Source organism: Burkholderia contaminans (genome assembly GCF_029633825.1).
Taxonomy (GTDB): domain Bacteria; phylum Pseudomonadota; class Gammaproteobacteria; order Burkholderiales; family Burkholderiaceae; genus Burkholderia; species Burkholderia contaminans.
The window spans coordinates 20,003-33,900 of sequence record NZ_CP090644.1 but is presented as its reverse complement, the minus strand read 5'-3'; the positions used below and the strand labels follow the sequence as shown (position 1 = coordinate 33,900).

The window sequence follows — 13,898 nt, the reverse complement described above, 5'->3', positions numbered from 1 at the left end:
GGGCCTTGGGTTACGACGACACGCGACCTCGCGCACCGACCTTGAGAGTAGACAATTGCGCCGCCACTGCGCTCTGACGCTACCAAACCGTTGATGAGGAGACTACCCCCCTCATGTAGTCACACACATTGCCACCAGATGACCATTTTGTCATGAACGTAAGGTCTGGAAATTCCGCACGTTTGGCGATATCTTCTTTCGTCAAAGCGCGCCGGCCGACAGACATTTTTTCGACCGCCGCATTACGAGACGAGACAGCTCACCATCATGCGTATCCTTATTGTCGAAGACGAAGAGAAGATGCTTTCCTACCTCCGCAAAGGTCTCACGGAGGCAAGCTATGGCGTCTCGACCGCAACAAACGGGGAGGACGGCCTCTTCCTAGCATTGAATGAGCATTTTGACCTGCTCATCCTTGACGTCATGCTGCCATGTATGGATGGCTTCGAAGTGTTACGCCGGCTCCGGGAGACAAAGAAGACCCCTGTTCTGCTCCTGACCGCACGCGATAGTGTCGAGGACAAGGTTGCGGGCCTCGAACTTGGCGCCGACGATCACTTAGCGAAGCCGTTCGCTTACGCGGAATTGCTTGCGCGGATACGATCGTTGCTTCGTCGGACGCAGCAAGACGGGCGGGAGGTTTTGCAAATCGCCGACCTAGAGATTGATCTCATCAAACGGCGCGTCCGCAGAACTGGCACACGCATCGATCTCACGGCTCAGGAATTCGCTCTCCTCCAGCTGCTCGCTGAGCGCGAAGGCGAAATTCTGACCCGTGCGTTTATTACCTCTCAAGTGTGGGATATGAATTTTGATAGCGACACGAACGTCGTTGACGTGGCCATGCGGCGTCTAAGAGCAAAAGTTGACTGCTTCGAACCGAAGTTGCTCCACACCGTCCGGGGAATGGGCTACGTTCTGGAAAATAGATCGGAATGAGCCGCACCGCGCAATATTCTTTACTCAAGCGCCTGACTGCGGCGTTCGCAATCGTCGCAGCACTAATATTCTCAATGCTGGGCGCATATCTTTATCAGGCACTATCTTCCAAACTCAACCAACGTGACGATATTGAAATCGCTGGAAAACTAGATCAATTTACAAAATTTGCACGAGAATCCGGCTCACTGGACGGTGTACGGGAAAATTCACTCTTTTTTCACGAGACCCTTTTATCTCACCCCGGCTTGTTTGTCGGCGTATTCGGTCCCGATGGTGCCCCACTGATCCAACATTCCGACATCAAATCGGTGAGTCTGAGTTCGAAGCTGATCAACGGCCAGCAACCGAATAGGCCATTCGAATGCTTCCCACCTGGAATTGGCTTTTCGGAATGCATTTACGGAACCGCATCACTCAGCGACATCAAGGTGATTATTATCATCGCAAGGAGCGCAGATGATCGGCATTCCTTATTGCAAGACTACCGAATGGATGCGTTCATTGCATCAACAATTGGCGCCTTGGCTGTCGCCGTTTTGGGATATATCGTCACGAGGCGCGGACTTCGCCCGATCAAGAATATTGGACATCAAGCATCGAATATCGAAGCCCACCGATTGAGTGATCGATTAAACATCGATCGAGGTCCGATCGAGCTTGTTGAGATTTCATCGTCTATTAATAAAATGCTCGACCGACTGGAGCGAGCATTCACGCGCCTCTCGCAATTTTCGTCAGACTTATCGCACGATATGCGTACTCCGCTGGCCAATATCATCAGCTCCTCTCAAATCACGCTTTCACGCCCCCGCCGAAGCGAAGAATACGAGACACTGATTGAGTCGAATATTGAAGAATGCGAGCGACTACAGCGCATGATTGAAAATATGCTCTTTCTCGCCCGGACAGACAACGCTACTCAACACATCAATCTCGTTAAAATTAAAACAAACGAGGAACTCCCGAAAATCATATCTTACTTTCAGAACACGGCAGATGAGAAAGATGTGACACTGCAGAACAATGGGGCCGCGACGATTTCAGCCGATGCCATTCTCTTTCGTCGGGCAGTTGGGAATCTTCTGTCGAATGCGGTCGAACACGCATCGCCGAATTCCGTTATTTCAATTCGATCATACGAAACTTCGTCAACAGCTTCGATTTGCGTTGAAAACGTCGGGAAAGCGATCCCCCCAGAGCATATCGATTTCGTGTTTGAACGATTCTATCGTGCCGACCATGCAAGGCATGGCTCGGCAAAAAATGCTGGCCTCGGCCTTGCAATCGTAAAATCTATAATGAACCTCCACGACGGCGATGTTACTGTGGTCAGCAAAAATGGGAAAACGTCATTCACGCTAACCTTTAAGGCGCGGGGTACGAACGAATACTCCCCAACCTCTCGAACGTAACCAGAGTTTTGTACTCTGATTCAATAACGCACGACGATGGTGTCAGCGTCGGATAGATACTCCCCCCCTCCAAAGCACAGCCGTGCATTGCGCGGTTAAATCTTGGAATGACGCAGACGCAGCGCATTCATGATGACTGAAGCTGAACTCAAACTCATGGCAAGCGCGGCGATCATCGGTGATAGTAGCAACCCCGTAAAAGGATAAAGCACGCCGGCCGCCAAAGGCACGCCCAACGCGTTATATACGAACGCGAACGCCAGGTTTTGCTTCATGTTCGCGATGGCTGCATCGGACAATTCTCTGGCTCGCGCGATGCCACGCAGGTCCCCCTTTACTAGCGTGACCTGTGCGCTATTCATTGCCACATCCGTCCCCGTCCCCATGGCCACCCCAACATCCGCTTTTGCCAATGCTGGGGCGTCATTGATCCCATCCCCGGCCATCCCCACTACGTGCCCGTCTCGCTGAAGACGCGCCACCAGCGCGAGCTTATCGGCTGGCTTTACCTCGCCATGGAACTCCTCAATTCCAAGCTTTTCAGCGACGGTCTGGGCTGTTCTCAAGCCGTCCCCCGTCGCCATGACAACTCGGATACCGTCGGCCCTGAGGGTTGCAAGCGCTTCACGCGTCGTACTCTTAATCGGGTCTACCACCGACAAGAGCCCCGCCAAGCGACCGTCGATTGCCAGATACATGACGCTCGCACCCTGCGTGCGCAGTCGCTCTGCCTCAGCGGCAATAGGTAGAACAGAAATCGATTCGCTCTGCATTAACACGGTATTGCCCAGTGCAAGTCGATGCGCTCCAATCCTCCCTCTGACTCCCATACCCGTCGACGATTCGAAGTCTGCGGCGCGATCCAGGGCTAGACCTCTCGCACGAGCGGCGGCGACGATCGCGGACGCGAGTGGATGTTCGCTTCCCTGATCGATACTCGCAGCGAATCTCAAGACGTTTTCGTCTGTATACCCGTTCACGCCCAATGCGCACTCGAATGCAGGCCGCCCTTCGGTCAAGGTGCCAGTCTTGTCGACAATCAGCACGTCAACTTTACGCATGTTTTCGATCGCCGCGGCATCACGAAAGAGCACGCCATTCGAGGCGCCCTTGCCACTAGCCACCATGATTGACATCGGCGTCGCAAGACCCAAAGCGCATGGGCATGCGATGATGAGTACTGCGACCGCGTTGATCAGACCGAATACCCAGCTTGGCGCAGGACCGAACATGCCCCATGCGAGGAAGGTCAGCAGGGCGATACCGACGACCGCGACGACAAATGCGCCCGCGACTTTGTCCGCCATGCGCTGCATGGGGGCTCGAGACCGCTGCGCTTCTGCCACCATCTGGACAATTTGCGAAAGGACGGTTTGCGAGCCAACCCTCTCGGATCGGATGACAAGGCTGCCGGAAGTGTTCATGGTCGCGCCAATGACATGGTCACCCACGTGCTTCGTGACTGGAATGGGTTCCCCTGTAATCATCGACTCGTCAAGCGAGCTGGACCCATCGGTCACGACACCGTCTACCGGAACTTTTTCGCCAGGGCGAACCCGGAGTAGGTCTCCCACGTGCACATCAGACAGTGGCACGTCGTCTTCCATGCCGTCGGCACGAAGACGCCGCGCGGTCTTCGGGGCCAGTCCCAATATCGCCTTGATCGCAGCGGACGTTTGCGCACGCGCGCTAAGTTCGAGTATTTGGCCGAACAGAGTCAGCGAAATAATGACAGCTGCAGCCTCGAAATAGACGCCGATCCTGCCGTGGGCAGTGAACGTTGCTGGAAAGGCGCTCGGAAGAGCGGTTGCGATCACGCTGTAGATAAAGGCTGCGCCCGTCCCCAGGCCGATCAGCGTCCACATGTTCGGACTACGGTGGACAAGGGACTGGATACACCTCTCGAAAAACGGAAATCCCGCCCACAGCACGACGGGTGCCGACAGTGCAAGTTCGATCCACGATTGGATGGTCGCTGGCATCCAATCCAGACGATGGCCAAACATCGCCAACACGAACACAATGAGCGTCAGCGGAAGCGTCCACCAAAATCGGCGCCGGAAATCGCTCCTCTCAGGGTTTTCGCCTTCCTCAAGATTCGGGAGAACCGGTTCAAGCGTCATGCCGCATTTCGGGCATTGGCCTGGATGATCCTGCCGTATTTCCGGATGCATTGGGCAAGTGTAAAGTGTTCCACTTGGTGCCGCCGCCGTCGTGGGAGCAGACGGGACAACATATTTGGCCGGTGCCGCTTGAAATTTCGCCAGACAGAGCTCGCCACAAAAGCGGTAGAGGTGCCCCTTATAGCTGTCGCGAAACTGAGCGTCTTCAGTGACCGTCATCCCGCACACTGGGTCTCGAGACTCCACATGCTCATCCGCGCGAGCAGCATGTTCGTGCCCGTGGTGGTGCGTACGGGGATCATGTGTTTGGTCTGCGGCCTCGTGACTCGGAACGCTATTGATATCAGTCTGATGCGAATCCGATGTCGGTTTGTGAGGCGACCCAATTCCGCTGTGTTGATCTGTCACCGTGCGCTCCTCATTCCACTTGTATCGTTCCTTAGACGACCGACCGAATTGCCACCGGTTTCGCGTGGCGAAGCCAGACGAACATTAGTTCCGTCATGTGGTCGACGATTCTGGCCCGGCTCGCACAAAATGACAATCTTGTAATTTGCACGCCATCCAGCTGTCGCCACTAGGTCATCATGCTTACGTATTCATGTCTCGCTGGTGATTATGAATCAGATAGCCGCAATGCGAATGTTCACTCGAGTTGCCGAGACGCTCAACTTTGGCGTCGCGGCGCGGCAATTGGGTGTTTCAAGTGCGATGGTCACAAGAGGGGTCGCTGCCCTGGAGGCGCACTTAGAGGTGCGCCTATTGAACCGAACCACGCGACATGTTTCGCTGACTGATGCGGGACATGCATATTGGCAGGGCTGCAAGGACCTACTATATAGGTTAGATTGCCTCGAATCGACTGTCACGTCCGACGCCCGGGAAACAACCGGGACATTGAAAATCCTAGCGCCGGAAGCATTTGCCGCGAGCGCTCTTGCCGACCTCATTGCTGCCTTCAATCTCATAGAGCCTCGCATAAGCTTTGATGTCGAACTGGTCGAGCGCATTCCGGAGCTGATTACGAACGACTTTGACATCTGGTTCACATTCGATACTCAACTTAAAGATTCTTCTCTCATCTACCGCGCCCTCTCACCAGTTTATGACGTGGTTGTCGCATCCCCAATCTACCTGGCACAACACGGCACGCCGCGACATCCGAGCGATCTCGAGTCCCACCGAACACTCCTTGCAGCAGACAGCACCGAGCGCGTTTGGGAGTTTCAATTTGATGGTATCCCATATCGCTCGTCGCTCCGTCCTGCGTTGAGCGCGCCGAGCACTGTAATGGTTCGCCACGCGGCGATCGCAGGACTCGGCATCGCTTGCCTTCCACATGCGCTTGTCCACCGCGACCTTGAATCAGAGACCCTAAAGGCTGTCCTACCCCAATTCCGAGTCGTCACCGGTCAACGGAAACTGCAAATGCTGTACGCAAGCAACAAATACATGACCCGCAGCGTCCGCCGGTTCATCGACTTCGTGACGGACTTCATTCGCGATGGCACCAGCAAAGCGCAACATCGCCCCGACGACAACGGTAATGTAGGATAGCTACAACACGAATCTGTCACTACAGTATTTCAAAAACCGTAAATTTTTGCACTCTTATCCTTCGGATCTGGACGAAGGCGAAGCGTGCCTCATCCGCGGCTATCCGCCATACACATCCATTTGAAACACTTCAAGAAAAAGGGGGATGCATGAATAAAGTAATCCAGTCGAGCCTTGCCATTGGCATACTGGCTATTCCGTACATTTCGCACGCGCAGTCCAGCGTCACGCTGTACGGTTTGATCGACGAGGGGATCAACTACACGAACAATGTAGGCGGTCACAGCAACTTCGAGATGCAGAGCGGGTTCGCTCAAGGCAGCCGTTGGGGCCTCAAAGGAGTCGAAGATCTCGGCGGCGGCACAAAAGCGGTCTTCCAACTGGAAAATGGTTTCGACGTCAACTCTGGCGCTGCAGGCCAAGGGAAACGGATGTTCGGCAGACAGGCGTACGTCGGCTTGCAGAGTGATCGCTTGGGGACATTGACGTTTGGCCGTCAATACGATTCGGTAGTGGACTACTTGGCGCCGCTGACGGCAAACGGGAACTGGGGTGGCTATCTCCTTTCCCATCCATTCGATAACGACAACACCGACAATTCATTCCGGCTGAACAATTCGGTAAAATTTGCAAGCAACACGTATGGCGGCTTCTCGTTTGGGGGGCTGTACGGGTTCAGTAACCAAGCCTCTGGTTTTGCCAACAATCGCGCATACAGCGTCGGTGCCCAGTATGTAGGCGGCCCGCTTTCAATCGCCGCAGCATACATGCAGATCAACAACCCCGGCGGCACGTCGATTGGATCACTCGCAACGGACGACACCTCGTTCGTCGCCGGTCGCCAACGTGTCTGGGGTGCCGGCATCAATTATCAAATTACGAACGACGCGATGATCGGCTTCGTCTATTCACATACGGACCTCAAAAACACGTCGAGTTCGGTTTATGTCGGAAACTTCGATAACTTGGCAAATTCGCTGAAATTTGATAATTTTGAGATCAATGCGAAATATCAATTCACGAAAAATGCATATATCGGAGGAATGTACAACTATACTCGCGGACGTTTTAACAGCACCGCTGGAAATGTATCCCCGAAATGGCAGCAGGTCGGCCTGATGGTGGACTACCAGCTTTCCAAGCGAACTGACTTGTATGTCCAGGGCATGTATCAACATCTGTCCGGTGGCACCGATAGCATCGCTCCGCTGAATACTGCCTATATCACGGGGGCAGCGTCTTCTTCCTCGACGGCAAATCAAGTCCTTACTCGCGTTGCGATGCGGCACGTGTTTTGATTGGTCTGGGCCGGACATTTCAATATTGAGTCGAGCACAGCCCGCCTAAAAGCGCGACCGGATTCCCAGTGCATGATGCATCTGAGAATCCGCCGCGCACTGTCGACTAAGTGGTCGGCCCTGAACAAATCGTATTGTCGCGCAGATAGGCTCACGCCGGCGACAGCGTAGCAGTGTTGAAATTGAGCAAAGCGGGGAGAATCGGGGCGTAAAATAGCCGCAGCTTGCGCAGTATCATCCGCAGATTGTGGCAGACACGGCACAGCACTGCGTGAATCGCGTCGCCAAGCGCGCCTTTGAGCTAGTTTCGATCGAGCTTGCCGTCGGCCTTCATGGGCCCGATGGCTGGCTCAATCGCGCTTCGGCGCCGGATCATCGCCCGCAGGCCGCGCGTGATGCCTCGTCGCAAACCCGGGTGATAGATCTTCACGCCGTCAATGGCGACTCCCTTGTAGCCTCGGACGGCGACGGCGATCTCCGGTTGGACGTCGCTCAGGATTGCCGCCTGTTCCAGTGCTTCGGCCAGCGTATGTCCGTCGCACGGGTTACCTGGCATCGAGCGCGCCCACCACCAAACCTTCCTTGTGCGTGGTCGTGATCGACACCTTCACGCCGAACTCATACGGTTTGCGTGCCTTGCCCTTCGCCAAGCACTCAACTTCCGGGGGTATGCGCGATCGCCTTCTCCATCACTGTCGTGTCGACGATCACGCACTTCGGACTCGAGCTCTTGACGACTTGGGCCCGTTTGGCTACTCCGATCGTCTCGGCCAGCAGTTCTTCGACGCCGGCTTCGCCCAGCCGCTTGCGCCAGCGCTTCAAGCCCGACGGATCGATCGGCGGCTTCGTCTGCAAGTACATTGCGGATTTCGGTGACGATGATCAGCCGTTTCGGCGAACGTGATCAGTTTGGAAGGTGGTGTTTCGCGGTCAATGGATGGCGGATACCTACGGTGCCCGGCGCCGATATCACGCCGATGTTCGATCGGTCCTGATTACCTGTTCTTAGGGCTTCCGTGCGATGCCTTCGTAAAGGTAAGTAAAGCATCGAGGTCCTGGCGCATATCCGGTACCGATCCGCTCGATACCGAAACCTGCACGCTCGATTAGGGGCAATCGTCCTTTTCGTGCAAAATCTGGCGGTTTATCTAAAAATTCACCTAAAAATCATAAGCTTATGAAACCATCGATTTCGCGGAATTGCGCCCTTCAGGTGCAAAATCTGGCGCTTTAACGCGGCTCTCTGTGGCTCGCCGCTCATTTCCGCGGAGCAAAAGCCTGATCGAACTGCCGAGCCCGCTGCACTTCATCGCTGTGCAGATAGGTCGACGTTGTCGAGATCGACGCGTGGCGTAGATTGTCGCGCACCATGATCAGCTCGGCGCCCCGCGCCAGCGCGTGTGACGCGTGCGTGTGGCGCATCCAATGCGGGCTCGCGCGGCGCAACTTCTCCGCGGTCGCGGGCCGCTCGTCCTGGATCGCATCGGCGACCAGCACGAAGAACCGTCTCAACACCCGCCAAAGCCGCGTGCTTTCGATGCGTGCGCCGTCCTCGTCGAGACTCGCGACGAGCGGCGTCGCCGGGCTCCAGCGCGCGGGCGTGACCGGCAGGCTCCGCTGCACGAGATACTGGTCGAGCGCCGTCCGGGCCAGCGCCGGCAACGTCACCTTCCCACGTCTTCCGCCCTTACCGAGCACGTGCAGCCAGTGATCGCCGTGTTCGTCCCGGCGAATGTCGGCGAGCGTCGCGCCGACCAGTTCGCTCGCGCGCAAGCCGGTTGCGTAGCCGAAGTCCAGCAGGAACCGCAAGCGCTGAGCGGCCGGCACACTCCAGCCATACGACCATTCCAGGCCGTCGGCCAGCGTGCGGATCAGCAACCACTCGCCCTCGGAGAAGCCGCGCGACACGTCCAATCCGGCGCGCGGCGCATGGTTCTTGACCTTCACTCCCGCAAACGGATTCGCGAGCACGTAGCGCTGCTCGATCAGCCATCGAAACAGCGCCGACAGCACGTTCAGGGCGTATGCCGCTGATCGGGGCGCGAGCGCGCCGGTGAACGGTCGCCATTCGACACTGTGCCGCGGCCGCGACGGCCCGACCCACCGTTCGCGCGGTGTCGGGCGGCGCAGGAATGCCCGGTACGCAATCGCGTCGTCGGTGGTGAGCGACGACAGCGCGCGGCCGCGCTCGACAATCGCCCACAAGATCAGCCGCTCCGCTTCCTTGCGGTAAGCGCGCTGGGTGGCGGCCGATTCGTGTAGCGACAGCCAGGACTGGACTGCCTCGTAGTCGTTGGATGCATTGAGCAGGCAGGCGGCCCGCGGTGCGCGGAACTGTCCGTGCGAGCCGTCGACTTCGTGCGGCACACGCAACTGCTCCCACGGCACGATGTCCCCGGCCGGTGCCGCGACGATCAGCGCCCGCGCCCGTTCGGTCAGCGCCGGATGGGCAGCAAAGAACGCCTCCACTCGGCGCGCACTGGCGACGCCGAGACCTGCAATCGCGATCCACCAGCGGCGCCGGCGCGGAATCCGCACGGTCAGCTCGGCCAGCGTCCGGATGCCATGCGCCCGCAGCGCGGCCACCGCGCGCGGCGGCAACCATTGGTCAATCTCGTCGGCGATGTGCGGCACGGGTGCTGGCAGGCTGCGCAACGTCTCGATCGCGCGCGCAACGGTGTCGGCCGACGCGGCGGACCGCTCGCCGAAGGCTTCCGCCAGATCGACCCGGTGACGGCTCGTCGCGAACGCGACCAGCGCGCGCCGGATGCGGCCGAGTACGCCTCGCGCGGAGGCCCCTGGCGCCTTGCGGTCGCCCAGATAGCGGGCGACTGCCGCTCGAGCGCCGAGCCCGGCGTACCAGGCACGCAGCGCGGCCAGTTCGGCATCGTCAGGAAAGGCGATGGGTTCGGTCTCACGCGTTTTCATGCACGCCAGTTTAAGTCAAAAATGTCGCTGGACAGATAATGTTAATTATCGGCCCAAATCTGATATTGGATAGTTCATCAATTGAAATTCATCTACCTGCTGTGCCGCGCGCCGGGGCAGTCTGACACTCGGCATGAAAGGCGGCCGCGACGGCAGTGCGAAGTTCCACGACGTGCTGAATCCGTTCACGCAGCTCATCAACATCGACGATAGAAGTCGCTCGCGATGCTTCCAACCTCGATCGCGCACCGCGGGCTGTCGCCGGCCGAACTCGCGGACGCCGGCGTGAAAGAAGAAGCTGTGCGGCTATCGAACGGCATCGAGCATATCGACGACCTGCTCGGATCTCGACCAATTCCTCGCGCGGGTTTGACCAGAGCGGTCGCGCCGGCTTGCCGGTGCGACCGCATCAAACCGCTTGACCCTGAAGCGGCTTCAAGCTATTCAATCCCCGGTTCGTGCCGAGGCGACACCCGGCGCGTACGATTGTGCAACGCAGCTCCCGCTGCGGCACACCAACCGCTGAGAGGCCTCATGACATCGACCGCGAAGCTTGCGTTGCTCACGTTACCGCCCATCCTGGCGGCCTTTTTCGGCGCCCTCGCGGCCGCGTGGCGCGCGCCTGGGCCAAAAACGTCAAGCGTGATTCAGCATTTCACCGGCGGCATCGTGTTCGCGGCCGCAGCGCTCGAACTGCTGCCACAGGACCGCGAGCATGCGCTGTTTCCGGTCGTCGTCGGCTTCGTGCTCGGCCTTGCGCTGATGCTGGCGATCCACGCGCTGTCGGGCGCGATCGAGACGCGCTTCGAGGCAGCGCGGTTGCCGGTCAGCCTGATCATCGTCACCGCGATCGACCTCGTCGTCGACGGCCTGGTGCTCGGCATCGCTTTTTCCGCAAGCGACGAAAGCGGCATCATCCTGACCGTCGCGCTGACGCTCGAGGTGCTGTTCCTCGCGCTGTCGGTCAGCGCGGCGCTGGCCGCGGCCGACATCGGGCGCTTGCTGTCGATCGTCGTGCCGGTCGCGCTCGCGGCGCTGTTGAGCGTCGCGGCCGTTGCCGGCAATGTGGCGTTCGCCGGGCTGCCGGCGAATATCTATGCGGCGCTGCTGGGACTGGGCACGGTCGCGCTGTTGTACCTCGTCACCGAGGAACTGCTGGTCGAAGCCCACGAAGTGCCCGAAACACCGTTCGCGACGGCTTCGTTCTTCATCGGCTTCATCGTGTTCCTCCTGATCGAAGGATCGGTGAAAGCCGGATGAGCCGCACGCGACGGCGCGACGGCTACCAGGTCGTCGCGCCGGTCGGATAGGTATCGACGATCCGCGTGCCGTTGACCGGCGTGACACCCTCGTTGCGCAGCGCAGTCCACAGATCGATCGCATGCTCGCGCGACTTGCGACTGCCGTCGTCGGTCAGCACGTTCAGCGCGATCACTTCGTCGCGCGTGGTCAGCTGCAGCTGTTCCTTCAGCTTGCGTGACTGATGCGACGCGGTGCGAACGTCGCCGAGCACGATCCATTTCGCCGCGGCGGTCGACTCGTCGCCGACATCGGCAGGAACGAACGTCAGCCGACCGTTGTCGACTTCGCATTGCCCGCGCATGAACGTCGCGGTCCACGCACCGACCGGCACGGCCGCGAATTCGCAACGCATCCGCTCGTTAGCTCGCTGGTCGACGTCGTGTGCCGACGCATGCGACAGCGCACGCTCCGGCCAGCCGGCCGCCATCGCGGCCGTCGACATCAGACATGCCACAAGCACGATTCCTTTCGCGATATTGCGCATGACGCGCTCCTCTTCTTATGGGGTGCGGTGGCCGGCACCGCGGCGGTCGGCCGCGAACGAACGATCAGCGAACCGGAAAGCGGTTGTCGTGCGCATCGACCATCGGCGCCGCCTCGCCGCGATGCAGCGTTGCACGATGGATTTCCTGGTTGCGCGCGACGGTGGCCGGGCTCGCCGGGTAATCTTGTTTCGGGCTTGGGATCACGCCATCGTGGCGCGCGCGCACCGGTTCCTGGCGGACTTCTTGCCGGGTCTTCTGCTGCTCGGCCGCTGCTCGCGAAAAGGCCGCAATCGATAACGCGGCAGCGGCGATGACTATCATCGGTCGCGGCATGTTCAAGGCGTTCGCTCCTTGCTGGAAATCCGTGACTCGAGCCTTCACTTTGATCCGGTGGCGGTGCGGAAACGTGATCGCCGCATGACGGTTTCGTCACCGTTCCGGCATCTCCTGCATTGCACTGCGAATGAAATTCGTCGCATGTTTCGACGCTCATGAGGCGGCGATGACATTTTTCTCATTTGTCCCTCACCTCCACGATTCGAACGCTTTCCAGAATCGCCAGCGCGATCGCGATATTCCGGCCCGCCGCCGCAAAGCTCGGCACCGGGGTCGAACGATGCACGGAACGACCATCTTGAACTTCAGGGACACACCATGAAAACACCAGTTCGGCTTGTGACGATGTCGGCGGCGCTGCTGACGACAGCCCAAGTGGCCCATGCGACGGAAGTCACGCTCTACGGCCTGTTCGATACGTCGCTCACCTATGTATGGAACGCCAGTGCGGACGGCAAGAATCTCGTCGGTCTCGGCAACGGCAATCTGCTCGGCAACCGCTTCGGCGTGAAAGGCGCGGAGGATCTCGGCGGCGGGCTGAAGGCGATCTTCACGCTGGAAAACGGCTTCAACCCGAACACCGGCGCGCTCGGGCAAGGCAGCCGGATGTTCGGCCGGCAGGCGTTCGTCGGACTGGAAAGCTCGCGCTGGGGCACCCTGACGCTCGGCCGCCAGTACGACGCGCTTGCCGATGTCGCGTGGCCCGTGACCGGCGACTTCTATTTCGGCAGCGTGTATGCAACACCCGGCGACGTCGATAACTACGACACGTCGTCGCGAACCGACAACGCGGTGAAGTACACGTCGCCGACGATCGGCGGATTCCAATTCGTCGGCATGTATGCGCTCGGCGGCGTGGCTGGCAAGAGCGGTGCCGGGCAAACTTGGTCGGCCGGCCTTTCATACAGCAACGGCCCGGTCGATGTCGCGGGCGGCTACTACTACGCGGCCAACCGTTCGTCGCTCGCCAACGGCATCCGCACCGGCTGGAACGGCACTTCCGACGGCACGTTCGATGGGTCGCTGGTCAACGGCGGCTACATCTCGGCGAAATCGATCGGCATCGCGCGCGGCGCGCTGCGCTACAACTTCGCGCCCTTCGCGGTCGGTGTCGACTACAGCAATGCGCTGTACAAGGCTGATGCGATGTCGGTATTCCGAAGCACGCAGAAATACGACACCGCACGCGGGTTCTTCAACTACCAGGCAACGGCCAACCTGCTCGTCGGCGTCGGCTACAGCTACACGAAGGCCCGTGGAGATACGAGCGCGACCTACCATCAGGTATCGGCCGGCGCCGACTACGTGCTATCGAAGCGCACCGATCTCTACGCGGTCGGTGCCTGGCAACGTGCGAACGGGGAACAGCGCACGGTCGACGGCGGCACCCAAACGGCGCAGGCGTCGATCGGCTCGTACGGCTATGGCGGCACGCGCACGCAGGGCATCGTCAATCTCGGGTTGCGTCACCGGTTCTGAATCGCGGCGGCCAACCATGCGCGCCTCGTAACGGAA

The 13,898-nt window shown here is 59.0% G+C and carries 10 protein-coding genes and 2 pseudogenes; 7 read left to right on the top strand and 5 right to left on the bottom strand.

The window, feature by feature from the left end; all coding sequences use genetic code 11:
• The first annotated feature begins 267 nt into the window (after positions 1-267).
• A complete protein-coding gene (locus LXE91_RS41290; RefSeq protein WP_046544051.1) occupies positions 268-939 on the top strand; it encodes a heavy metal response regulator transcription factor in 672 nt (223 codons plus the stop codon).
• Complete coding sequence (locus LXE91_RS41285) at positions 936-2,354, top strand: heavy metal sensor histidine kinase (protein ID WP_080289663.1); 1,419 nt, start codon at positions 936-938, stop codon at positions 2,352-2,354. The genes LXE91_RS41290 and LXE91_RS41285 overlap by 4 nt, the downstream gene beginning before the upstream one ends.
• A gap of 95 nt (positions 2,355-2,449) precedes the next feature.
• Here the strand turns inward: LXE91_RS41285 and LXE91_RS41280 are convergent, their stop codons facing one another.
• On the bottom strand, positions 2,450-4,696 hold the full coding sequence (locus LXE91_RS41280) for a heavy metal translocating P-type ATPase (RefSeq protein ID WP_220497943.1): 2,247 nt from the start codon (positions 4,694-4,696) through the stop codon (positions 2,450-2,452).
• A gap of 417 nt (positions 4,697-5,113) precedes the next feature.
• Here LXE91_RS41280 and LXE91_RS41275 point away from each other — a divergent pair, with 417 nt between their 5' ends.
• Positions 5,114-6,034, top strand: a complete 921-nt coding sequence (locus tag LXE91_RS41275; protein WP_159068963.1) for a LysR family transcriptional regulator — start codon at positions 5,114-5,116, stop codon at positions 6,032-6,034.
• A 149-nt stretch (positions 6,035-6,183) separates the two neighbouring features.
• A complete protein-coding gene (locus tag LXE91_RS41270) occupies positions 6,184-7,332 on the top strand; it encodes a porin (protein ID WP_027810002.1) in 1,149 nt (382 codons plus the stop codon).
• Between the two features lie 151 nt (positions 7,333-7,483).
• On the opposite strand, the pseudogene LXE91_RS41265 reads toward LXE91_RS41270, so the two are convergent.
• Positions 7,484-8,190, bottom strand: a pseudogene (locus LXE91_RS41265) (transposase family protein); the annotation flags it as partial.
• A 399-nt stretch (positions 8,191-8,589) separates the two neighbouring features.
• Positions 8,590-10,260, bottom strand: a complete 1,671-nt coding sequence (locus LXE91_RS41260) for a phage integrase family protein (protein ID WP_027810000.1) — start codon at positions 10,258-10,260, stop codon at positions 8,590-8,592.
• Between the two features lie 75 nt (positions 10,261-10,335).
• On the opposite strand from LXE91_RS41260, the pseudogene LXE91_RS41255 reads away from it, so the two are divergent.
• Together LXE91_RS41255 and LXE91_RS41250 are read left to right on the top strand one after the other, a co-directional pair.
• A pseudogene (locus LXE91_RS41255) lies at positions 10,336-10,633 on the top strand (PLP-dependent transferase); the annotation flags it as partial.
• Between the two features lie 161 nt (positions 10,634-10,794).
• Positions 10,795-11,520 (top strand): ZIP family metal transporter, encoded by a 726-nt coding sequence (locus LXE91_RS41250; RefSeq protein ID WP_027809999.1) that lies wholly within the window; start codon positions 10,795-10,797, stop codon positions 11,518-11,520.
• Positions 11,521-11,542: 22 nt separating this feature from the next.
• On the opposite strand, the gene LXE91_RS41245 is transcribed toward LXE91_RS41250, so the two are convergent.
• The gene (locus LXE91_RS41245) at positions 11,543-12,046 is read right to left on the bottom strand and encodes a hypothetical protein (RefSeq protein WP_027809998.1); all 504 of its coding nucleotides are present in this window, start codon (positions 12,044-12,046) and stop codon (positions 11,543-11,545) included.
• 64 nt (positions 12,047-12,110) lie between these two features.
• Entirely contained in the window at positions 12,111-12,386 is a 276-nt protein-coding gene (locus tag LXE91_RS41240) for a DUF4148 domain-containing protein (RefSeq protein ID WP_027809997.1), read from the bottom strand.
• Positions 12,387-12,701: 315 nt separating this feature from the next.
• On the opposite strand from LXE91_RS41240, the gene LXE91_RS41235 reads away from it, so the two are divergent.
• The gene (locus LXE91_RS41235; protein ID WP_027809996.1) at positions 12,702-13,862 is read left to right on the top strand and encodes a porin; all 1,161 of its coding nucleotides are present in this window, start codon (positions 12,702-12,704) and stop codon (positions 13,860-13,862) included.
• Positions 13,863-13,898: the final 36 nt, after the last annotated feature.

Bases quoted from the DNA above. Each gene is read 5' to 3' on its own strand.
- LXE91_RS41290 (WP_046544051.1), top strand. From the start codon at position 268: ATGCGTATCCTTATTGTCGAAGACGAAGAGAAGATGCTTTCCTACCTC.
- LXE91_RS41285 (WP_080289663.1), top strand. From the start codon at position 936: ATGAGCCGCACCGCGCAATATTCTTTACTCAAGCGCCTGACTGCGGCG.
- LXE91_RS41280 (WP_220497943.1), bottom strand. From the start codon at position 4,696: ATGACGGTCACTGAAGACGCTCAGTTTCGCGACAGCTATAAGGGGCAC.
- LXE91_RS41275 (WP_159068963.1), top strand. From the start codon at position 5,114: ATGCGAATGTTCACTCGAGTTGCCGAGACGCTCAACTTTGGCGTCGCG.
- LXE91_RS41270 (WP_027810002.1), top strand. From the start codon at position 6,184: ATGAATAAAGTAATCCAGTCGAGCCTTGCCATTGGCATACTGGCTATT.
- LXE91_RS41260 (WP_027810000.1), bottom strand. From the start codon at position 10,260: ATGAAAACGCGTGAGACCGAACCCATCGCCTTTCCTGACGATGCCGAA.
- LXE91_RS41250 (WP_027809999.1), top strand. From the start codon at position 10,795: ATGACATCGACCGCGAAGCTTGCGTTGCTCACGTTACCGCCCATCCTG.
- LXE91_RS41245 (WP_027809998.1), bottom strand. From the start codon at position 12,046: ATGCGCAATATCGCGAAAGGAATCGTGCTTGTGGCATGTCTGATGTCG.
- LXE91_RS41235 (WP_027809996.1), top strand. From the start codon at position 12,702: ATGAAAACACCAGTTCGGCTTGTGACGATGTCGGCGGCGCTGCTGACG.